The 20,987-nt window shown below is 68.7% G+C and carries 21 protein-coding genes; 13 read left to right on the forward strand and 8 right to left on the reverse strand.

Annotation, left to right across the window (positions count from 1 at the left end; all coding sequences use genetic code 11):
- Positions 1-2: 2 nt before the first annotated feature.
- Both AC3WQA_RS14650 and AC3WQA_RS14655 read right to left on the reverse strand, forming a co-directional pair.
- Positions 3-386, reverse strand: coding sequence for a BlaI/MecI/CopY family transcriptional regulator (locus AC3WQA_RS14650; RefSeq protein ID WP_492675775.1), 384 nt, complete (start codon positions 384-386; stop codon positions 3-5).
- A gap of 92 nt (positions 387-478) precedes the next feature.
- The gene (locus AC3WQA_RS14655) at positions 479-1,768 is read right to left on the reverse strand and encodes a hypothetical protein (protein ID WP_492675776.1); all 1,290 of its coding nucleotides are present in this window, start codon (positions 1,766-1,768) and stop codon (positions 479-481) included.
- Positions 1,769-1,866: 98 nt separating this feature from the next.
- Between AC3WQA_RS14655 and AC3WQA_RS14660 the strand changes: the two genes are divergently transcribed.
- From AC3WQA_RS14660 to AC3WQA_RS14685, 6 genes are all read left to right on the forward strand, one after another.
- Positions 1,867-3,126: an NAD(P)/FAD-dependent oxidoreductase gene (locus AC3WQA_RS14660; protein ID WP_492675777.1), complete on the forward strand. Its 1,260-nt coding sequence runs from the start codon at positions 1,867-1,869 to the stop codon at positions 3,124-3,126.
- 201 nt (positions 3,127-3,327) lie between these two features.
- Complete coding sequence (locus tag AC3WQA_RS14665; protein WP_492675778.1) at positions 3,328-3,591, forward strand: hypothetical protein; 264 nt, start codon at positions 3,328-3,330, stop codon at positions 3,589-3,591.
- A gap of 134 nt (positions 3,592-3,725) precedes the next feature.
- Positions 3,726-4,652 carry an ABC transporter ATP-binding protein gene (locus AC3WQA_RS14670; RefSeq protein WP_492675779.1) on the forward strand — a complete coding sequence of 309 codons (927 nt, stop codon included), beginning with the start codon at positions 3,726-3,728 and terminating at the stop codon, positions 4,650-4,652.
- Positions 4,649-5,383, forward strand: coding sequence for an ABC transporter permease subunit (locus AC3WQA_RS14675; RefSeq protein ID WP_492675780.1), 735 nt, complete (start codon positions 4,649-4,651; stop codon positions 5,381-5,383). The genes AC3WQA_RS14670 and AC3WQA_RS14675 overlap by 4 nt, the downstream gene beginning before the upstream one ends.
- Positions 5,384-5,385: 2 nt before the next feature.
- Positions 5,386-7,296, forward strand: coding sequence for a GldG family protein (locus tag AC3WQA_RS14680; RefSeq protein ID WP_492675781.1), 1,911 nt, complete (start codon positions 5,386-5,388; stop codon positions 7,294-7,296).
- 63 nt (positions 7,297-7,359) lie between these two features.
- The gene (locus AC3WQA_RS14685) at positions 7,360-8,217 is read left to right on the forward strand and encodes a cytochrome c oxidase assembly protein (protein WP_492675782.1); all 858 of its coding nucleotides are present in this window, start codon (positions 7,360-7,362) and stop codon (positions 8,215-8,217) included.
- 9 nt (positions 8,218-8,226) lie between these two features.
- On the opposite strand, the gene AC3WQA_RS14690 is transcribed toward AC3WQA_RS14685, so the two are convergent.
- The gene (locus tag AC3WQA_RS14690) at positions 8,227-8,667 is read right to left on the reverse strand and encodes a copper chaperone PCu(A)C (protein WP_492675783.1); all 441 of its coding nucleotides are present in this window, start codon (positions 8,665-8,667) and stop codon (positions 8,227-8,229) included.
- Entirely contained in the window at positions 8,664-9,284 is a 621-nt protein-coding gene (locus AC3WQA_RS14695; RefSeq protein ID WP_492675784.1) for an SCO family protein, read from the reverse strand. The genes AC3WQA_RS14690 and AC3WQA_RS14695 overlap by 4 nt, the downstream gene beginning before the upstream one ends.
- Positions 9,285-9,423: 139 nt before the next feature.
- On the opposite strand from AC3WQA_RS14695, the gene purT reads away from it, so the two are divergent.
- Both purT and AC3WQA_RS14705 read left to right on the forward strand, forming a co-directional pair.
- On the forward strand, positions 9,424-10,605 hold the full coding sequence (purT, locus tag AC3WQA_RS14700) for a formate-dependent phosphoribosylglycinamide formyltransferase (protein ID WP_492675785.1): 1,182 nt from the start codon (positions 9,424-9,426) through the stop codon (positions 10,603-10,605).
- Positions 10,606-10,918: 313 nt separating this feature from the next.
- Positions 10,919-12,439, forward strand: coding sequence for an FMN-binding glutamate synthase family protein (locus AC3WQA_RS14705; protein ID WP_492675786.1), 1,521 nt, complete (start codon positions 10,919-10,921; stop codon positions 12,437-12,439).
- Between the two features lie 75 nt (positions 12,440-12,514).
- Here the strand turns inward: AC3WQA_RS14705 and AC3WQA_RS14710 are convergent, their stop codons facing one another.
- The 4 genes from AC3WQA_RS14710 to AC3WQA_RS14725 form a co-directional block, all read right to left on the reverse strand.
- Positions 12,515-13,219: an arginyltransferase gene (locus AC3WQA_RS14710; RefSeq protein ID WP_492675787.1), complete on the reverse strand. Its 705-nt coding sequence runs from the start codon at positions 13,217-13,219 to the stop codon at positions 12,515-12,517.
- A 120-nt stretch (positions 13,220-13,339) separates the two neighbouring features.
- A complete protein-coding gene (upp, locus tag AC3WQA_RS14715) occupies positions 13,340-13,975 on the reverse strand; it encodes a uracil phosphoribosyltransferase (protein ID WP_492675788.1) in 636 nt (211 codons plus the stop codon).
- 106 nt (positions 13,976-14,081) lie between these two features.
- Positions 14,082-14,360, reverse strand: a complete 279-nt coding sequence (locus tag AC3WQA_RS14720; protein ID WP_492675789.1) for a PsiF family protein — start codon at positions 14,358-14,360, stop codon at positions 14,082-14,084.
- Positions 14,361-14,550: 190 nt separating this feature from the next.
- The gene (locus tag AC3WQA_RS14725) at positions 14,551-16,047 is read right to left on the reverse strand and encodes an aminotransferase class III-fold pyridoxal phosphate-dependent enzyme (RefSeq protein ID WP_492675790.1); all 1,497 of its coding nucleotides are present in this window, start codon (positions 16,045-16,047) and stop codon (positions 14,551-14,553) included.
- Positions 16,048-16,335: 288 nt separating this feature from the next.
- Between AC3WQA_RS14725 and AC3WQA_RS14730 the strand changes: the two genes are divergently transcribed.
- The 5 genes from AC3WQA_RS14730 to AC3WQA_RS14750 are packed head-to-tail and all read left to right on the forward strand — an operon-like array spanning position 16,336 to position 20,983.
- Positions 16,336-17,241: an ABC transporter ATP-binding protein gene (locus tag AC3WQA_RS14730; RefSeq protein WP_492675791.1), complete on the forward strand. Its 906-nt coding sequence runs from the start codon at positions 16,336-16,338 to the stop codon at positions 17,239-17,241.
- Positions 17,241-18,035 (forward strand): ABC transporter permease, encoded by a 795-nt coding sequence (locus AC3WQA_RS14735; RefSeq protein ID WP_492675792.1) that lies wholly within the window; start codon positions 17,241-17,243, stop codon positions 18,033-18,035. Before AC3WQA_RS14730 ends, AC3WQA_RS14735 begins: the two co-directional genes overlap by 1 nt.
- Positions 18,036-18,054: 19 nt before the next feature.
- The gene (locus AC3WQA_RS14740) at positions 18,055-19,224 is read left to right on the forward strand and encodes a sensor histidine kinase (RefSeq protein ID WP_492675793.1); all 1,170 of its coding nucleotides are present in this window, start codon (positions 18,055-18,057) and stop codon (positions 19,222-19,224) included.
- Positions 19,221-20,384: a sensor histidine kinase gene (locus AC3WQA_RS14745; RefSeq protein ID WP_492675794.1), complete on the forward strand. Its 1,164-nt coding sequence runs from the start codon at positions 19,221-19,223 to the stop codon at positions 20,382-20,384. Before AC3WQA_RS14740 ends, AC3WQA_RS14745 begins: the two co-directional genes overlap by 4 nt.
- A complete protein-coding gene (locus AC3WQA_RS14750; RefSeq protein ID WP_492675795.1) occupies positions 20,381-20,983 on the forward strand; it encodes a response regulator transcription factor in 603 nt (200 codons plus the stop codon). Before AC3WQA_RS14745 ends, AC3WQA_RS14750 begins: the two co-directional genes overlap by 4 nt.
- The last annotated feature ends 4 nt before the right edge of the window (positions 20,984-20,987 follow it).

Raw genomic sequence — 20,987 nt, forward strand, 5'->3', positions numbered from 1 at the left:
CGTCAGCGGCCTTTTTGCTCGATCAGTTCCAGCAGCTTGCGCAACTCGGCCACTTCCTTGTCGTTGAGTTTTTCGTGCGCGGAAAAATGTGCCAGCAGCGGGCCAAGCCGGCCGCCGAACACGCGATCGAGCAGGCTGTGGCTTTCCTGCGACTGCCATGTTTCGCGCGTCAATGCGGGCGAATACAGATAGCGCCGGCCATCCTTCTCCGCGACCACCGCGCCCTTGTGCACCAGCCGGCTGAGCAGGGTGCGTATGGTCTTCTCGTGCCAGTCGCTGTCCCGCAGCACGGCGGTGACGATGTCTTCCGAGCTTTGCGGTGCCTTGCGCCACAGCGGCTCCATCACACGGCTTTCGGCTTCACTGATGAGAACGGGGGTGGGCATGGTGGGCTCCGTTGGACTACGTTTGTAATGCGAAATGAAGACTACATTCGTAGTTTTATAAATGCAAGTGCTTCGCAAGCCTTGGCAACGGCTTATTGCACCGTGATGTCCTGCTCGCTGAGCGTGTGGCCTTGGCTGTCCCGTGCAAGCAGCCGATAGCGACCCGGGCGCAGGTAGAGCCGACTGCGCGCCCCCGCTTCGAGGAAGGCATAGCGATCGGCGGCGATGGCGTCGTCCGATTCCCCGGCATAGCGAGCGGAAACCACGCATGGCGTGGTGCCCGCACAGAGGCGGCTATCGATCGGATAAGGATGCCGCATGCCACCTAGCGTGAGCCAGTTTGGCCGCACGCGGCCGCGTGCCGGGGGCAGGATCACGCTGATGTCGTAGCGCGCCGGATCGCTGCTCCATGGCTTGCCGCTGCCCCGCATGTCCAGCACGACGGGTTGGTGCGGGTGGTAGTTGTCGACAATCCATTGGTAGACATCGCGGGGTGGCTCGGGGCGGATCTCGCGAAATGTGGTCTGGTCGACGGATAGCGGTTCGATGCCACTCAATCGCTGCAGTTGTATCGCCATGGGGGTGCTGCTGCCCAATTGTCCGGTGGCCTTGTCGACATGGGCATAGCCGGCCAGCACGAATAGCCGAGCCGTGGGGTCATGGGCGAAAACGCGCTGATAGAGCGTAGTGGCTTGACTGGCGTCGCGATCGGCGTCGGCCTGGGTCGGGTCGTAGGGCACCAGGATGTAGCCCAGCTGGGTGGCCTCGCGGATGATCTCGCCATACAGCGGCTCGTTCAGATATTCGGTGCCGCTGGTGGTAATCGGATAGCCTCGGCGCTGCAGCGAGGAGTTGCCTTCAGTCAGTGCTTCGGCGGCGAAATAGTTGTAACCCAAGGCGCGCAGCTTGGGCAGCAGCTGCAGCACCAGTTCCCGTGTGTGCGCATCGTGATGGGCCTCGTTGACCAGCAGCAGGCGGCGTTGGGCTGCCGCCTTGGCGATGTAGCTGGCGGCGGGAACCGCGTCGGCGACGAATTCCTGGTCGACGAAAAAATTGTAGTCGAGCATTCTGATCGTGGGCAGCGTGACCGGCTTGGGGATGGCGACGCTGGGCAGCTGGCGCTGATCGAAGGGGAAGTCGGCCAGCGCTTGTTCGTACAGGCCCAATTCGCAATCTGTGCCGGCCAGCAGTTGCCGCGCGAGCGATTGCGCCGGCGCTGGCAGTTTCGCCAGTTGCGTAACCAGAAACTGCCGGCGTGCCAAGGCGTTGGGTTGGGCGGTGTACTGGCGAAAGAACGCCTCGTCGGAGTAGCCGGCGGCCGCGGTACAGACGACAAGCAGGACGGCGCCAAGCATGGCGCGCAAAGACGGGCAGGCAAGCATGGCGGGGACTCCATGAGCGGTCGCCATGGCAGCCTGCATCCGGGATGGATGGAGTTCAAGTGCCGCAAGCAGCAACGCAGCGCCCCTACAATGCGGACATGGACGTGAAAGCCGGGGATGTGCTGATACTCGGCGGCGGCGTGATCGGGCTTGCCTGCGCGTTGTACCTGCGCAAGGCGGGCGTGGGCGTGCGGGTGCTGGAACAGGGCGCGGTGGGCAGCGGTGCCTCGCATGGCAATTGCGGCACGATCACGCCCAGCCACGCCGCGCCGCTGGCGATGCCGGGCATGCTTGGCGTGGCGCTGCGCTCGATGTGGCATCGGGATGCGCCGCTGTATCTCGATCCACGCTTCGATGGCCCGCGGCTGCGCTGGCTGCTGGGCTTTGCGCGGCGCTGCAACTGGCGCGACTTCCGGTATGCGGCCGGTGCGCGGGTGGCGATCCTGCAGCGTTCGCGAGCCTTGCTGGGCGAACTGGTGCGCGGCGAGCCGCTGGACTGCGGTTTCGTCGAGGAAGGTGAGCTGTACGTCTACCGCGATGCGGCGAAGCTGGCCGCCGACGAACGGACGCATGGCGCGTTGCTCGATCGGCTCGGCATCGCGGTGGAGCGCCTGCGCGGCGAGGAGGTAGAGACGCTGGAGCCGGCGCTGAAGCCGGGCGTGCTGGGCGCGCTGCATTTTCCCGGCGATGCGCGCCTGCGGCCCGAGCGCTATGTCGCCGAACTGGCGCGCCGCGTGCGCCAGCTCGGCGGGGTCATCGAGGAGGGCGCGCGCATCGAAGGCTTCGATACCGAGGGACGTGGCATCCGCCGTGTGCGTACCAGCCGCGGTGCGTTCGCGGGCGGGCGCGTGCTGCTGGCGCTGGGCGCCTGGTCGCCACTGCTGGCGCGCGCGCTGGGCCTGCGCCTGCCGATGCAGCCGGGCAAGGGCTATTCGATCACCTATGCAAAACCGGCCTGCGCACCGCACCGCGCGCTGGTGCTGCGCGAGGCGCAGGTCTGCGTGACGGGTTGGGAAGACGGCTACCGACTGGGCAGCACGATGGAGTTTTCCGGCTATGCCGAAGGGCTCAATCGCGCCCGCCTCGATGCCTTGCGCCGTGGTGCGGCGGCGGGATTGCGCGAGCCGGAAGGGCCGCGCGTGCTGGAAGAGTGGTGGGGTTGGCGGCCGATGAGCGTGGATGAACTGCCGCTCATCGGCGCCAGCACGCGTTGGGCCAACCTGCACTTCGCCACTGCGCACGGCATGCTGGGCGTAAGCATGTCCGCCGCCACCGGCGAGCTGGTGGCGGCGCAGTTGACAGGGGGCGCGCCAGGCATCGATCCGGCACCGTTCGCGCCGGCGCGCTTTGGTCTTTGAGCGCGCGGCGCGACGCAAAATGTTAGTGGCATCGTCACCAAGCTGAAGCGCCGATATCCGATGGGGGAGAGGTCGAAAAAATCCCGGTTCCGTTCAGTCTCGGTATGCCTGCGATGCTGTTATCGTGGAGTTGTCGCGCCGCCCGTGACGCCGGGTTCCGGCCGGGTTCGCGATACAACAACATCGTCGAGGCTCACCATCATGATGCGTAAACTTGCGATTGCCACCCTGCTCGTCGCCGGCGTGGCCCTGTCCGGTTCGGTGCTGGCCCAGGAAGCTGCCCCGGCCGCCGCGCCGCAGACCGCCGCCGCCCCGGCTGCCGCTGCTCCCGCTGCCGCCCCGGCCAAGACGGCCGAGCACAAGACGGCCGAGCATCACAAGGCAGCCAAGCATCACAAGGCTGCCAAGCACCACAAGAAGGCCGAAAAGAAGGCCGAACCGGCCGCGCCCGCCAGCGCCGGTTGATTCCTGCCGCATGACACAAAAAAACCGCCGGTTCGCCGGCGGTTTTTTTGTGGGCGTCGATCACGGGCCGGGCGCGTGCTGAACCTTGCCGCCGCCTTGCGGTACATTGCAGGGGTTCCCTTGACCGCGCCCGCATGATCGAGACCGACCGACTCACCCGCCGCTACGGCCAGCTCACCGCGGTGGACGCGCTGAGCATCCGTGCCGAGCCGGGCCAGGTGCTGGGCCTGCTGGGGCCGAACGGCGCCGGCAAATCCACCGCGATGCGCATGATTGCCGGCTTTCTCGCCCCCACCAGCGGCACCGCGCGGGTGTGCGGGCACGACGTGCGGAAGGCGCCGCTGGCCGCGCGCCGGGTGCTGGGTTATCTGCCCGAAGGCGCGCCGAGCTATGGCGAGATGACGGTGCGCGAATTCCTGGTGTTCATCGCGCGCATGCGCCGGCTGGGCGCGGAGCAGGGGCGCCGCCGCTTCGACGAGGTGGTGGGCTGGCTGCAGCTGGAAGGCGTACTGGAGGTCTGCATCGATACGCTCTCCAAGGGCTTGCGCCGCCGCGTGGGCCTGGCCCAGGCGATCCTGCATGATCCGCCGGTGCTGATGCTGGATGAGCCCACCGACGGCCTCGATCCCAACCAGAAGCACACCGTGCGCCAGCTGATCGACGCGATGGCGCGCGAACGCACCATCCTGATCTCCACCCATCTGCTGGAAGAGGTGCACGCCTTGTGCAACCGGGTGGTCATTCTTGCCGACGGTCGTTTGCAGGCCGACGCCACGCCAGCCGAGCTGGAGGCGCGTTCGCGCTATCACGGCGCGGTGTCCTTCAGTGCGCCGGGCAGCGGTGTTTCGCAGGAGATGCTGGGCCGCCTGCCACAGGTGGCGGCCATCGAGGTGGACGCGCTGGACGGGCGCATCACCGTGTTCCCCAGGCCCGGCGAGCGCATCCTGGAACCGGTGGAACGACTGCTGCACGAGCAGGGGCTGGAAGTCTCCGAAATCCAGCTGGAACGTGGTCGGCTGGATGAGGTGTTCCGGCAGATCACGCTGGGGGCGGGGACATGACGCCAGCCGTCGCCATCGCGCGCCGCGAGTTGCGCAGTTTCTTCGTCACCCCGCTGGCCTGGGTGTTCCTGGTGATCTTCCTCGTGCTGGCGGGCATCCTCACGTTCTACGACGGCGATTTCTACGAGCGCGGGCAGGCGGATTTGCAGCCGTTCTTCGTGGTGCATCCGTGGCTGTACCTGATCCTGGTGCCGGCGGTGACCATGCGCATGTGGGCCGAGGAAGCCAAGGGCGGCACACTGGAGCTGTTGCTCACGCTGCCGGTGACGCTGTGGCAGGCGATGCTGGGCAAGTTCCTCGCGGCCTGGCTGTTCATCGGCTTGGCGCTGGCGCTGACCTTCCCGATCTGGCTCACGGCGAACTACCTGGGCGCGCCCGACAACGGCGTGATCGTCGCCGGCTATCTCGGCAGCTGGCTGATGGCCGGCAGTTTCGTGGCCATCGGCGCCTGCCTTTCCGCGCTCACCCGCAGCCAGGTGGTGGCCTTCGTGCTCACTGCCACGGTGTGCGTGCTGTTGATACTCGCCGGCCAGCCGCAGGTGCTGGATTTCTTCGCGGGCGCCTTGCCGCGCAAGCTCGTCAACGCACTGGCCTATCTCAGCATGCTGCACCATTTCGAGGCGATCGCGCGTGGCGTGCTGGATGTGCGCGACCTCGCCTACTTCCTGCTGAGCACCCTGGGCTGGCTGGCCGCCGGCGTGCTGCTGCTTGAACTCAAGCGGGTGCGCTGAACATGGCCCGCCTGCGCCTGCCCGCCGTTTTCACCACGCCGCTGCGCATGACGCGCCGCGTACGCCTGTCTGCCGCGCTGGCGCTGCTGGCGGTGGCGGGCGTGGCGCTCATCGTCAGCAGCGGGCACTGGCTGCGTGTGCGTCGCGTCGACCTGACTGCCGATCACCTGTATACGCTCAGCCCCGGCACGCTGCAGATCGTGGAGCACCTGCAGCGGCCGATCCGGCTCACGCTGTATTTCTCCGAACATGCCACGCGCGACCTGCCCAAGCTGCGCAGCTATGAGCAGCGCGTGCGCGACATGCTGCAGGAGATCGCCGCGCGTTCGCACGGGCGCGTGCAGTTCGCGGTGGTCGACCCGGTGCCGTACTCCGACGACGAGGCCAGCGCCGAGGGCGCCGGACTCACCCCGGCCAGCGGCGGCAGCAATGGCGAGCGCTTGTTCTTTGGGGTGGCGGGCAATGCGTGGGCGGCCGGTGCCGAGGGCGAGGCCGTCGAAGGGGCGCTGCCCGAGCGCGCGTTATCGATTCCGTTCTTCGACCCGGCGCGCGAGCCCTTCCTCGAATACGACATCGCCAAGCTGCTGTATGAGCTGGACCTGCGCAGCAAGCCGCGCATCGGTGTCATCAGCAGCCTGCCGGTGCTGGGCGATCCCGCGCTGGGGCAGCCGCCGTGGGTGGTGATGCAGCAGCTCGCCCAGTTGTTCGACCTGCGCACGATCGACCCGGCGACGCTCCACCAGGTCGATGCCGACATCCGCGTGCTGCTGGTGATCCAGCCGAAGCAGCTCAGCGAGGATGCGCAGTACGCGATCGACCAGTACGTGTTGCGCGGCGGGCACCTGGCGGTGTTCGTCGATCCCGATGCGGAACTGGACGATACGCCGGCCGATGCCGCCGGCGCGGCGCCGCCGGATCGCAGCTCCGACCTGCCGCGGCTGTTCGCGGCCTGGGGGGTGCGCTACGACCGCCACCAGGTGGTGCTGGATCGCTCGCAGGCGCTCACCATCGAGTGGAACGGCAGCAACGTCAGCCATCCGGCGATGCTGGGTCTGGACAACCCCTCGCTCAACCATGCCGACGCGATTACCGCCAGCCTGCAGCGCATCGATCTCTCCAGCGCCGGGCATTTCGACCTTGCCGCCGGGGCGAGCGCGCGGTTGATTCCGCTCATGCAGAGCAGCTCGGAGGCCGAGGCGGTGCCGGCGGCGCGCGTGCAGCAGGCCGCCGACAACCCGGCGGCGCTGCTGCAGGGCTACCGGCCGGACAGCACGCATTACGTATACGCCGCGCGCCTGCGCGGTACGTTCGCCAGCGCCTTTCCGACGCGGGCGAGCCAACCGGGACAGCGGACGCATTCGGCGCCGGGTGCCGAGGTGGTGCTGGTGGCCGACACCGACCTGCTCAGCGACCGCCTGTGGGTGGAGCCGCAGACCATGCTGGGCGAAACCATGCTGCGGCCCTTCGCCAACAACGGCGATTTCGTCGGCAACCTGGTGGACAACCTCAGTGGATCGTCGGCGCTGTTGTCCATCCGTGGCCATTCCAGCTCGCAGCGGCCGTTCACCCGCGTGCAGGCGTTGCGCAACGTGGCCGACCAGAAGTTCCTGCAGAAGGAGCAGGAGCTGGAGCGCGAGCTGGCCGAGACACGGCAGCGGCTCGCCGAGCTGCAGCCGGGCAAGGGTGGCGACCATGCCGGTGGCGAGCAGCGCCGCGAGATCGAGCAGTTTCGCCGGCGCCAGCTCGCCATCAACAAGGAACTGCGCAACGTGCAGCACCAGTTGAACGCCGAGATCGATGCATTGGGCCTGCGCCTGAAGATCGCCAACATCGTGCTGTTGCCCGCGCTGGTGGCGCTGCTCGGCCTGCTCTACGGCTGGCGGCGCAGTCGCCGCAGCCGGCGGCGGACGTGAGCACGGCCCTGCAGGCCGCCGCGCACGCTATGCTGCGCGGCTGTTGCCCGAGGTTGGTGTGACGTGATCGCGACGTTGTTGAAATGGCTGGTCCCGTGGGAGTTCTCGTGGGTATTCCTGGCGAGCTTCTGCCTGGCCTGCGTGCTGTACTGGCGCGGCAGTCGCCGGGTGCCGGTGAGCCTTGGCCGGCGGCTGGCGTTCTGGAGCGGCATGGCCATCATCTGGCTCAGCCTGCAGACCTACCTGGATTTCTACGCCGAGCACGAGTTCTTCGTGCATCGCCTGCAGCAGTTGCTGTTGCACCACGTCACGCCGCTGCTGATCTGCGGCTCGTTCCCCGCGAACGTGCTGCGCGCGGGCCTGCCGCGACGCTGGCGCGTGCGCCGGTTCGGCCGCTGGCGTCGCTCGCTGCCGTGGCGCGTGGCCAGCGGCGTGCTGTTTCAGCCGACCGTGGCGTCGTTGCTGTTCGTGTTCTTCGTGCTGGTCTGGCTGCTGCCGCCGGCACAGACGCTGGCGATGCTGGACTGGCGCGTCTACCGTTTCATGAACTGGACGATGCTGCTGTCGGGTTTCGTCTACTGGTCGCTGATCCTCGATCACCGCCCGCATCCGCCGGGCCGCATGGGCGCGGGCCTGCGCGTGCTCTCGCCGGGCTTCACCATGGCGCCGCAGATTCTCGCTGGCGCCATCGTCACCTTCTCGCACACCGACCTCTACCCGATCTTCGAGATCTGCGGCCGCGCCTTCAGCTTCAACGTACTCACCGGGCAGATGGTGGGCGGCATCATCACCTGGGTGCCGGCGGCGCTGATGGAATCGCTGGGCGCGCTGCTGGCGCTGCGCCAGTGGATGCGGCTGTCGCGCGCCGGCCGGCTGCCGCGCAAGCCGTGGCCGGCGCCGTACCGGGCCACGCCCGATTGATCGGCGCGATCAGGGATCGCCCAGCGCGTTGGCCGGCCGCGCGGTGAACTCCACCGGCAGTGTGCCGCCGCCGGCGAATTCCAGCGTGATACGCACGTGCTGCCCCGGCTGCACCGGCTGCCTGGCGTCCATCAGCATCAGGTGATAGCCGCCGGGCGCGAGCGCCTGCGTGCCGTGGGCCGGGATCGGCAGCGCGGCGACCATGGTCATGTGGCTGTTGCCGCCCACCTGCGCGCTCTGGTGCAGCATCGCCATGCCGTAGGCGTCGCTGTGGGCGCCGGTGAGCGAGATCGGCTGGTCGCCGTCGTTGTGCAGCACCACGTAGGCGCCGGCGGGCAGGTCGCCCGGCAAGACGCGAATCCAGGCGTGGCTGGCACTGACTTGCGGCGTGGCGGCGTGGGCGAGGCCGGCGGCCAGCAGGCCAGCCAACAGCAGGGCGATCCGTTTCATGAGGAGGCTCCCGCAGCGAGCAGCAGCTTGAGGTCGTGCACCAGGTCGGCCGGCGGCGTGGCCGGCGTGGAGAGCACGCGGGCGCGGCCGTCGCGGTCGAACACGTAGATGCCGGCGCTGTGGGTGACTTCGTAGTCGCCGCTCTTGCTGGAGGGCTCGCGGGTGAAGGCGGAGCGGTAGCGTTTGCTGAGTGCCTCGATGGCGCCCGGGCTGCCGGTAAGCCCCACCACGCGCCGCTTTTTGTCGAAGGCGCCGGCGTAGGCGTGCAGCACGGCCGGCGTGTCGCGGGCCGGATCGACGCTGACGAAGAGGATGCGCACGTCATCGCCCGCAGCGCCCAACTTGCGCAACGCGGCGACCGTTTGCGCGAGGGTCGTCGGGCAGACATCGGGGCAGTGCGTATAGCCGAAATACAGCAGCGCCACCTTGCCGCGATAGTCGGCACCGGTGACCGCCTTGCCATTGTCGTCGGTGAGCTGGAACTTCAGGTCGGGCATGTGCCCGCTGAGGTCGGTGAGCTTGAACGGCAGCGCATCGTGCTGGCAGCCGGCGAGCAGCAGGGCGGCGACCAGGGCGAGCAGGAACAGGGCAAAACGCGTGGCGCGCGGCAACTTCATGGGAGAATCCGTGGGCGGCGAACGCCCAAGCATACGCTGGCGCCCGGGCGATGCGACACCAGCCAGCGGCACGGCGTCAGCCGGCGACTGCGTCCGTGCCATCCATCGACGACTTGCCATCACGACCCAGGACCGATCCATGAAACCCTTCGGCACGCCCCTTTCCGACCACGCCGTGCGCGTGCTGCTGCTGGGCTCCGGCGAGCTCGGCAAGGAGCTCACCATCGAGCTGCAGCGCTACGCGGTGGAGGTGATCGCGGTGGATCGTTACGCCGACGCGCCGGCGATGCAGGTGGCGCACCGCAGCCATGTGATCGACATGCTGGACGGCGCCGCGCTGCGCCGCGTGATCGAGGCCGAGCATCCCGACCTGGTGGTGCCGGAGATCGAGGCGATCCACACGCCGACCCTGGTGGAGATGGAACGCGAAGGCCTGCACGTGATCCCCACCGCGCGCGCCGCCTGGCTGACGATGGACCGCGAGGGCATCCGCAGGCTCGCCGCGCAGGAGCTGGAACTGCCCACCTCGCCGTATCGCTTCTGCGACAACGAGGCCGACTATCGCCGCGCGGTGGCCGATGTCGGCTATCCCTTCGTCGTCAAGCCGGTGATGAGCTCCTCGGGCAAGGGCCAGAGCGTGGTGCATGGCGAAGCCGAGCTGCAGCACGCGTGGGATTACGCGCAGTCCGGCGGTCGCGCGGGGCAGGGCCGGGTGATCGTGGAAGGCTTCGTCGATTTCGATTACGAGATCACCCTGCTCACCGTGCGCCACAAGGATGGCACCAGCTTCTGCGCGCCGATCGGCCATCGCCAGGAAGACGGCGACTACCGCGAGTCCTGGCAGCCGCAACCGATGAGCGACCAGGCGCTGGCCGAGGCGCAGCGCCAGGCCGCCGCGGTGTCGGACGCGCTGGGCGGCTGGGGTGTGTTCGGCATGGAGTTCTTCGTCAAGGGCGATGCGGTGATCTTCTCCGAGGTCAGCCCGCGCCCGCACGACACCGGCCTGGTCACTCAGATCTCGCAGGATCTGTCGGAGTTCGCGCTGCACGCGCGGGCGATCCTCGGTCTGCCGATTCCGGTGATCCGCCAGCTCGGCCCCGCGGCCTCGTGCGCGGTGCTGGTGGAAGGCGAGGGCCGCGCGCCGCGCTACCACGGCGTGGCGGCTGCGCTGGCCGAGCCGGACACGCAGCTGCGCCTGTTCGGCAAGCCCGAGGTGAAAGGGCGCCGGCGCATGGCGGTGACGCTGGCGCGTGACGTCGACATCGAGGCGGCGCGCGCCAAGGCCGTGCGTGCCGCGGCGCAGCTGCGCGTGGAGCTGTAGCATCCTGCGCCCTCTCCCTGCCGGGGGAGAGGGCTGGGGTGAGGGGCTGTCCTTGTGGAATCGCTGCAATCGAAGCGCGCTTCGATAAGTGGTGTCGCGAGACTTGTCCCCTGACCTCGACCCTCTTCCTCGCTCCTCAGAGCAGGGCCATCCATGGCCGCTCCCCGCGCCCCGGCGGGGAGCGGAAGAACAGCGCGCTTCGGCTTGCTCGCTCACCAAAGCGCGGCCATCCATGGCTGCTGCTCGCGTTCGCCCGCCACGCGAGCTACGCTCGACGTGATCGGTATTTCCTCGCGAGGCACAGGAGTCGCACATGCAAACGACGGGGTTCGCGCACTGGTTGGTGGTGCTGGTAGAGACGTTCGCGGCACTGTTCGTGCTGCTGCTGGCGCTGGCCGTGGTGGTGACGGCGGTGGTGTGGGTGGTGGATCGCAACCAGACCGCGAATGCGGTGCTGCGCAATTTTCCGGTGATTGGCCACTTCCGCTATGGCTTCCTGCGTCTGGGCGAGTTCTTCCGCCAGTACCTGTTTTCCAGTGACCGCGAGGAGCTGCCGTTCAACCGTGCCCAGCGCGTGTGGGTGTACCGCGCGGCGAAGAACGCGGAGAACACCAACGCCTTCGGCTCCACCCGCGACCTGCGTACCGAGGGCATGCCGTTCTTCGTCAACGCGGCCTTTCCCGCGCTCGGCGATCACCATGTGGAGCCGAAGCCGGTGACGATCGGCCCGCATGCGCGCGAGCCTTACGCGCACGCCGCGTTCTTCAACATCTCGGCGATGAGCTTCGGCGCGCTCTCCGCGCCGGCGGTGCGCGCGCTCTCGATCGGCGCGGCCAAGGCCGGCATCTGGATGGACACCGGCGAGGGCGGGCTGGCGCCGTACCACCTGGAAGGCGGCTGCGACGTCATCTTCGAGATCGGCACCGCCAAGTACGGCGTGCGCACGCCGGACGGCAAGCTGGACGACGCCAAGCTCACGGCCGTCTGCGCGCACAAGCAGGTGAAGATGGTCAGCATCAAGCTCGGCCAAGGCGCCAAGCCCGGCATGGGCGGCCTCTTGCCGGCGGCCAAGGTGACGCCGGAGATCGCCGCGATCCGCGGCATTCCGGTGGGGCAGGATTCGCAAAGCCCGAATCGTCATCTGGATATCGGCAACGTGGCCGAACTGATGGATGCGGTGGCGCACATCCGCGAACTCACCGGCAAGCCCACCGGCTTCAAGGCGGTGTTCGGCGACATGCGCATGATTGCCGACCTGTGCGACGAGGTGCATCGGCGCGGCCTCAGGAGCGCGCCCGATTTCATCATCGTGGACGGCTCCGAGGGCGGCACCGGCGCCGCGCCGCAGACCCTGATGGAAGGCGTCGGCCTGCCGCTGCACGAGGCCCTGCCGATGCTGGTGAACACCCTGATCGAACACGGCCTGCGCGAGCGGGTGAAGGTGATCTGCTCGGGCAAGTGCATCACCGCCTACGACGTGGCCTGGGCGCTGTCGATGGGCGCGGATTTCGTCAACTCCGCGCGCGGCTTCATGCTGGCGCTGGGCTGCATCCAGTCGCTGCAGTGCAATCGCAACACCTGCCCCACCGGCATCACCACGCAGAACCCCAAGCTGCAGCGCGGCCTGGTGGTGACCGACAAGTGCGAGAAGGTGGCGAACTACGCGAAGAACGTGATGCACGAGGTGGGCATCATCGCGCACAGCTGCGGCGTGGACGACCCGCGTCAGCTCGACCGCGGCCATTGCCGGGTGATGGGCGACGACGGCATCTCGGTGCCGCTGGTGCAGCTGTTTCCGTATCCGCCGGTGGGTGCCAAGCTTCCCGTCGGATGACCGGCAGGAGCCCGCTGGCGGGCGATGCTTTTGCACTGATGCATCAAAGCAGAAGCATCGCCCGCCAGCGGGCTCCTACCGCAGCGTCTGCCAGCCCGCGGCCGTACGCACCTGCAGTGGTTTGAAGCGGCGCTTGTAGTCCATCTTGGGGTGATCCTTGATCCAGAAGCCCAGGTAGACGAAGGGCAGGCCGCGACGGCGAGCCAGCTCCACCTGCGCCAGGATGGCGTAGGTGCCCAGGCTGCGCGCGGCTTCGTCCGGATCGAAGAAAGTGTAGACGGCCGACAGGCCTTGGCCGGTGACATCGGTGACCGCCACCGCGAGCAGGCGGTCGCCGCAGCGCAGCTCCAGAAATTCCGTGGGGCTCCATGGCGCGGTGAGAAAGCGGCGGAAGTCGCTGGCGGCGGCCTCGTCCATGCCGCCGCCGGGGTGGCGATGGCGCAGGTATTTCGCGTACAACGCGTGGCGCTCGGCGTTGTAGCCAGGCCGGCAGGCGGTCAGCGTGAGGTCGGCGTTGCGCCGCGTGCAGCGCCGCTGCGCGCGATCCGGCACGAAGCCCTCCACATCGATGCGGCAGGGCGTGCAGGCGTGGCAGTTGCCGCAGTGCGGCAGGTACAGGTGGCCGCCGGCGCGGCGAAAACCGTGTTCCAGCGCCGGGCCGTAGAGCTTGTCGAGGTTGGGTGCGGCCGGGTCGATCACCAGGTTCTGCGCCGTGCGCTCGGCGTAGTAGCCGCAGGTGTGCGGCAGGGTCTGGAACAGGCGGATGTGTTCGGAGCGCATGGGTTGATTCTAGGCCGGAAACGCCCGCGCCCTCCACGCGCTGGGTGGGCCGCTGGCGTCGCATGCCCGGCGTGCGGCACCGGCGGCAGGGCGTCGTCTTTCAGGCGATGGCGACGCGCCTCAGGCGCCCGGCCGGGTGCCGAAGATCTTGTCGCCGGCGTCGCCCAGGCCGGGCAGGATGTAGCCGCGTTCGTTCAGGCGTTCGTCGATGGCGGCGGTGTAGATCTCGACGTCCGGGTGGGCGGCTTCGATGCGCTTGAGGCCTTCCGGCGCGGCGACCAGGAACAAACCCTTGATGCGTTTGCAACCGGCGCGCTTGAGCATGTCGACGGTGGCGATGAGGGTGCCGGCGGTGGCCAGCATGGGGTCGACGATCAGGGCGATGCGCTCGTCCATGCGACCGCTGAGGTTTTCGTAGTAGGCGCTGGGTTCGAGCGTGCGCTCGTCGCGTTTCAGGCCCACCACGCTGACCTTGGCGGCAGGGATCAGGTTGAGCACGCCGGGCAGCATGCCCAGGCCCGCGCGCAGGATGGGCACGACGGTGATCTTGGCGCCCTTGATGCGCTCCACCGTGACCGGGCCGGCCCAGCCTTCGATGCTTTCGCTGACCGTGGCCAGATCCTTGGTGGCCTCGTAGGTGAGCAGGGCGGCCACTTCGCCGGCCAGTTCACGGAATTCCTTGGTGCTGACGCCGGCGCGACGCATCAGGCCAAGTTTGTGCCGGATCAGCGGGTGGCGGACTTCGGTGATGTTCATGGGCGGACTGCGTGTGCATGGATGGTCGGGAGCATAGCCACAAACGATGCGCCCCTGCGCGGCGTGGCCGGGCAGGGGCGCGGGCTTGCTCGCTGTGCGCGGGGCCTTACTTGACGGCCGTCGGCGCGGCCTTGCCACCCTTCAGGCAGGTGCTCATGAAGCTCTTGCGGTCGGCGCCCTTGAGCGCCTTGGCCTTGGCGTCCTTGTTGCAGTCCTTCATGCGCTGCTGCTGGGCGGTGGCCGGCTTCTTGGCGGCCGGCGCCATCGGGGTGGCGCTCATCGTCGGCTGCTTGGCGGCCTGCGCCGGGGCGCCGGGGGCGGCAATGGCGACGCTGGCCAGCGTCATGGCGGCAGCGGCGAAGAGCACTCGGAACGATACGGACATGGTGACGATCTCCCTGGGTGGCCGGCGGCTGCCGGTGGCGGCAGTCTAGAACCGGGAAGGACGATCGTCACGCGGTGGCGCGGGGGACGTTGTAGGCGCGGCGCCCATGACGGCGTCGGCCGCAGGATCGGTCCGTCGCGGGTGCCTGCCGAAGCGCGTTGCGCGGCTTCGGCAGGCGTGCAACGCGGGCTCAGGCCGCCTTGCTTTCGCTCTTGCGCGGGCCCTTGAGCAGCGCCTGGCGCACGTGGGCCACGATCAGGTCGACCTCGGCGCTGGTGACGTTGAAGTGCGGGGTGAAACGCAGCGAATTGGTACCGCCGTGGATCACGCCGACGCCGTGCTCGCGCATGTATTCCTCGGTGGAGTCGCCGCCGTAGCACTTGAATTGCGGCGCCAGCTCGCAGGAGAACAGCAGGCCGGTGCCCTGCACCTTGGTGATGAGACCGCCCAGCTCGCCCTTCAGCGCGTTGAGCTTGTCGACGAACTCCTTGCCGCGCTCACGGATGTTGTTGCGCACCGCGTCGCTGAGCTCGCCCAGCGTGGCCAGCGCCACGTCCAGCGCGCGCGGGTTGGCGGTCATGGTGTTGCCGTAGATACCCTTGCGGTACAGCGCGGCGATGCGCTCGCTCACCGCCAGCACGGAGAGCGGGTACTGGCCGGCGTTGAGCGCCTTGGAGAAGGTTTCCATGTCCGGCGCGGGCAACTGTTCGAAGCCGGGGTAGGCGGTGATCGAGAGCACGCCGTGCGCACGCAGGCCCGCCTGGATGGAGTCGACCAGCAGCAGGCTGCCGTGCGCCTCGGTGAGCCGGCGCGCGGCGCTGTAGAACTCCGGCGTGACCGCGCGGCCGGGGTCGCCTTCGCCCATCACCGGTTCGAGGAACATCGCCTCGATGAACCAGCCGTGCTGGTCGGCGTCGGCGAACGCGGCTTCGAGCTGGGCCACGTTGTAGGGATCGACCACCAGCACGCTGTCCTCGTGGCGATAGCTGGCGAGGTACTGCTGATAGGTCTTGCGCGAGGAATCCGAATACAGCGCGGGGCGCTCGGTGCGGCCGTGGAAGGCGCCCTTCACCACCAGGCGCTTGATGGTGCGCCCGGCGTAGCGGCCGCCGGCGTCGGTCATCAGCTTGGCGTTGACGTCGGCGAAGCGGCAGGCCAGCGACACCGACTCCGAGCCGGAGTTGAGGCAGAGGTAGCGCGCGTACGGGTTGCCGCCGGGGCGGCGCGCCAGTTCCTTCTCCATCGCCTGGGTGAAGCGCAGCTGCGCCACGCTCGGCGTCATCACATTGGCCATCACCTGGCCGCGTGCCAGCGCGGCGTCGATGCCGGGATGGTTGTGGCCGAAACCGAGCATGCCGTAGCCGCCGTTGTCGTGCAGCACCGCGCCCTTCAGGGTGACGATCCACGGGCCGCGCGCGGCGGCGGGCAGGTAGGGGTTGATGGCGTCGTCGGGGTAGAAGTTGACGAAGCCGGCCTGCGCCTGCGCCAGCTGCGCGGGCTCGTCCAGCTTCAGGAAATCACCCAGCTCCGCGCGCAGTTCGCGGTGGTGCGCCAGCGCGGCGGCAACCGCCTCGCCCAGCATCGGATCGGCGGCGGCCATACGCTCGATGCTGGCGTCGTCCAGGCCGATGGTGCGCGGCTTGCCGCCGAATTCGCGCAGTTCGCGCAGCTGTTCGATGAGACTCATGGTTTTCTCCTCCAAGGCCGTCGGCGCCTCGCACCCAGCGCGAAGCAGGCCGACGGAAATAGGGTGCGATGTGCGCGCCAGGTCGTCCGGCAGTGCGGGCGGCGTGCTTTCACGAACGCCAAGGATAACCTGCGGGGCGGGGTGTCCGGTACCCCCTGCCGGCGTCGAAACGCCTTGCACTGCAGCAACTTGCACACGGATGACGGCTGTCACGCGCGATGGCTGACGGCGGCGACTGGGGCCGGTGCGGCGCGCGGCCCACGATGTGCGGCAGGAGGAGACGCCCACATGCATGACCCCATCGTTGCCCGCCTTGCCGCCGCCGTGAAGCGCTACGGCCCGCTCACCGCGCTCGATGGCGTGGATCTCGCCGTGCGGCGCGGCGAACTGCTCGCCCTGCTCGGCCCCAATGGCGCCGGCAAGAGCACCAGCATCGGCCTGCTGCTGGGCCTGATGCGCCCCGACGCGGGCCGCGCCGAACTGTTCGGCCTCGACCCGCAGCGCATCGAGGCGCGCCGGCGCATCGGCGTGATGCTGCAGTCGGCCAACCTGCCGGCGACGCTGCGCGTGGGCGAATTGCTGCGCCTCACGATGAGCTATTACCCGAACCCGCGCGACTTCGGCGAAACCGCCACGCTGGCCGGCATCACCGACCTGCTGCCGCGGCCCTACGGCAAACTCTCCGGCGGCCAGCAGCGGCGCGTGCAGTTCGCGCTGGCGCTGTGCGGCCGGCCCGAACTGCTGTTCCTCGACGAGCCCACCGTGGGCATGGACATCACCGCGCGGCAGCGGCTGTGGGCGGCGATGCGTTCGCTGGTTGCCGAAGGCTGCGCCGTGGTACTCACCACGCATTACCTGGAGGAAGCCGAGGCGCTGGCGCAGCGCGTGGTGGTGCTGGGCCAGGGCCGCGTGCTCAGCGAAGGCAGCGTGGACGACCTGCGCAAGCGCGTGGCGCTCACCCGCATCCGCTGCGTGAGCGACCTCGACGCCGAAGCGATCGCCGCGTGGCCCAGCGTGGCCTCCGCCACGCGCGATGGCGCGCGCCTGTGCATCGCCACCGCGAACGCCGAGACGGTGGTGCGCCGGCTGCTCGACGCCGATCCTGCCCTAGCCGAACTGGAAGTGCAGCGCGCCGGGCTGGCCGAGGCGTTCACCGAACTCACCCGCGATCCCGCCTTGCAGGAGGCCGCCTGATGAATGCCGTGATCCCACCCGTGGCCGCGCCGCTGGCCGATACGACGACGATGCCGCCGAGCCGCGTACTCGGTGCCTACCTCGCCGAGGCGCGCAGCGAATGCCTGCGCTACTTGCGCGCGCCGTCGTTCATGCTGCCGATGACGCTGTTCTCCACGGTGTTCTACCTGATGTTCGGTGTGCTGTTGAGCCATCCGGGCAGCGACGCCTCGCGCTATCTGCTGGCCAGCTACACCGCCTTCGGCGTGATGGGGCCGGGCCTGTTCGGCTTCGGTGTATCGCTGGCGATCGAACGCGATGGCGGCCTGCTCACGCTGAAGCGTGCGTTGCCGATGCCGGCGGGCGCCTACCTGCTCGGCAAGATGGTGATGGCCATGCTTGCCGCCGGCCTCGTGGTGATCCTGCTGCTGGCGCTGGGCTTCACCGTGGGTGGCGTGGTGCTGGACTTTCCGCGTGTGCTGGCGATGCTGACGGTGGGCACGTTCGGCGTGCTGCCGTTCTGCGCGCTGGGCATGTTGGTGGGCACGCTGGTGAAGGGGCAGGGCGCCCCCGGCCTGCTGCAGCTGGTCTACCTGCCGATGGCCTTCCTGTCCGGCCTGTGGCTGCCGCTTTCGATGTTGCCGAAATCCCTGCAGTGGGTCGCGCCGATCTGGCCCAGTTACCACCTCGACCGCATTGCACTGATCGTGGTGGGCATCGCGCATGAGCCGGTGCTGCCGCACCTGCTGGTATTGGCCGGATTCGGCGCGGCGTTCTTCGCCCTGGCCGCGCGCCGTCTGCGTCGGGTCGGATGAGGCGGGGTAGCATGCCGGCATGAATGCCATCACTGCCCTGCGCATGTTGCCGCCCGCCTGGCTGCGTCCGTCGCCGGATTCGGTCGTGGCGCGCCTGCGCGCCTCCGGGCAGGTACCGCGCTTCCATGCGCTCAACCTGTTGTGGTCGTTCTGGGTGTTTATCCCGCCGGCCTTCACGCCGGTCGGGCGCGGCTTCTGGTGGTCGCTGATCCTGGGCTATCCGGTGTTCCTGCTGCTGTTCGCCGGCGCCTACGTGCGCCCGGCGCGCGAGGCGGGCGCATGGTCCACTGCGATGGCGGTGCTCGCCGGGGTGTCGATACCCTGGAACCCCGGCGCCTGGACCTATGGCGTGTTTGCCTGCGCCATGGCGCCTTTCGAAGGCTCGGTGGCGCACAGTGCGAGCTGGATCGTGCTGATCCAGGTATCGCTGGTGCTCGAGGGCAAGTTGCTGGGCTGGCCGTGGTACGTGATGGTAATGGTGATCTGCGTCTGCTCCAGCGTGGGCGTGGGCTCACTGGCGGCGCGCATCAATGGGCGCAAGAACATCGAGCTGCGCCAGTCGCACGAGCAGATCCGCCAGCTCGCCGCCACTGCCGAGCGCGAGCGCATCGGCCGCGACCTGCACGATCTCCTGGGCCACACGCTCTCGCTCATCACCTTGAAGCTGGAGCTTTCGCGCAAGCTGTTCGATCGCGACCACGCAGCCGCGCGGCGCGAGCTGGCGGAGGCGGAAGCGGTGGCGCGGCATGCGCTGGCCGAGGTGCGCAGCGCGGTCAGCGGCATCCGCGCCGCCAACCTCGTCGGTGAGCTGGCCTCGGTGCGACTGCTGCTGGAATCTTCCGGCGTCCAGCTCGATTGCGCGCCGCTGCCGGCGCCGCTGCCGGCCGAACTGGAGCGTGTGCTGTCGCTGGTGCTGCGCGAAGCGGCCACCAACATCGCCCGCCATGCGCAGGCCCGGCGCGCCTGCGTGCACTGGCAGCGGCACGACGACGCGTTGCGCCTGTGCATCGAGGACGATGGCTGCGGCGGCGTGGCCACGCACGGCAACGGCCTGGACGGCATGCGTGAGCGCGTGCGCGCGGCGGGCGGGCGACTCACCATCGATTCGCCGCGTGGGCAGGGCACGCGCCTGTGCATCGAACTGCCGCTCGCGGCATTGGCGCGCGGCGTGTCCACGGAGCCGGCATGAAGCCCGCGTGGCTCGTCCGCTGGCTCACGCCGGCGCCGGACTCGGGCGTGGCCGAGGACATCCGCCGCGGCAAGTCGCCCTGGGCCGACAGCATCCACCTGCTGTGGTCGGCGTGGGTTTTCGTCACGCCGCTGTTCGATGGCGGCCTCAAGGGATACACGCGCACCTGGTGGCTGTGCACCTTGCTGTCCTACCCGCTGTTCTTGCTGCTGTTCATCGGCATCCAGCGGGCGCCGCGGCGACGCACGCCGTACTACCCGTGGGGCATGGCCCTGCTGTGCTTCGCGTTGCTGCGCTGGTATCCGAGCGGGCTCAATTACTTCATCTACGCCTGCGTGATGATGTGCCTTTGCCGGACGGGCTGGCGCGCGCAGGTAATGCAGTTCGCGGCGCTCAACCTCATCCTGCTCGGGCTCGGATGGTGGGCCGGCTATCCGCGGGTATTGCTGGTGGTGACGGTGCTCAGTGCGCTGGAAATCAGCGTCATCGTCGGTGTGGAGCGCATCTACAAGGAAAAAGACGCCGCCCTGCGCCTGTCGCAGGAGGAGGTGCGCCGTCTTGCCACCCAGGCTGAGCGCGAGCGCATCGGTCGCGACCTGCACGACCTGCTCGGCCACACGCTGTCGCTGGTCGCGCTGAAGTCCGAACTGGCGCGCAAGTTGGCGCTGGCCGATCCGGCGCGCGCGCAACAGGAAATGGCGGAAGTGGAGCGCGTCTCGCGCCACGCGCTGGCCGAAGTGCGCGCCGCCGTCACCGGTATGCGGCGCAGTGATCTTGCGGCCGAGCTGGCCTCGGCGCGACTGATGCTGGAAGCTTCCGATATCGTGCTGGAAGCCAGCCTGCCGGCGTCGCTGGCGTTGCCGGCCGAAGTCGAAGCGCCGCTGGCGCTGGTGCTGCGCGAGGCGGTCACCAATATCCATCGGCATGCGTGCGCCACCACGGCGCTCGTAGCCATCACCCGTGAGGCGGAGCAGTGGCGGATGCGTATTCAAGACAACGGACGCGGCGGGCTGGTCGCCCACGGCAACGGCTTGCACGGCATGCGTGAGCGCGTGCAGGCGCTGGGTGGCACGCTCGCCATCGACTCGCCCGCGCAGCGTGGCACCACGCTGACCGTAGCCTTGCCGCTGTGCGCCAGGCTGCGCGAGGGCATCGCATGATCCGTGTGCTGTTGGCCGAAGATCAGGCGATGGTGCGCGGCGCGCTCACCGCGCTGCTCAATCTGGAAAGCGATATCGAGGTGCTGGGCAGCGCCGCCGACGGCGAAGCGGCCTGGCGCGAGCTGCAGCGGCTCAAGCCCGATGTGCTGGTCACCGACATCGAGATGCCGGGCCTGACCGGGCTGGAACTGGCGCAGCGTATCGCGCGCCACGAGCTGGCGAGCAAGGTCATCATCGTCACCACCTTCGCGCGTCCCGGCTTCCTGCGCCGAGCGCTGGATGCCGGCGTGTCGGGGTATCTCCTGAAGGACGCGCCGGCCGAGAATCTCGCCGAGGCGTTGCGCACCGTGCATCGCGGCGGCCGCGCCATCGATCCGCAGCTGGCGCTGGAGGCCTGGTCGGAGGCCGATCCGTTGAACGACCGCGAGCGTCAGGTGCTGCGTCTGGCCGGCGAAGGGCAAAGCGCCGGCGACATCGCCACGGCGCTCAATCTTTCGCACGGCACCGTGCGCAATTACCTGTCCGAGGCCATCGGCAAGCTGGGCGTGGGCAACCGCATCGAAGCCTATCGGCTGGCGCGGCAGAAAGGCTGGCTTTGAGCCC

The organism is Rhodanobacter sp. FW106-PBR-R2A-2-24 (assembly GCF_058789615.1).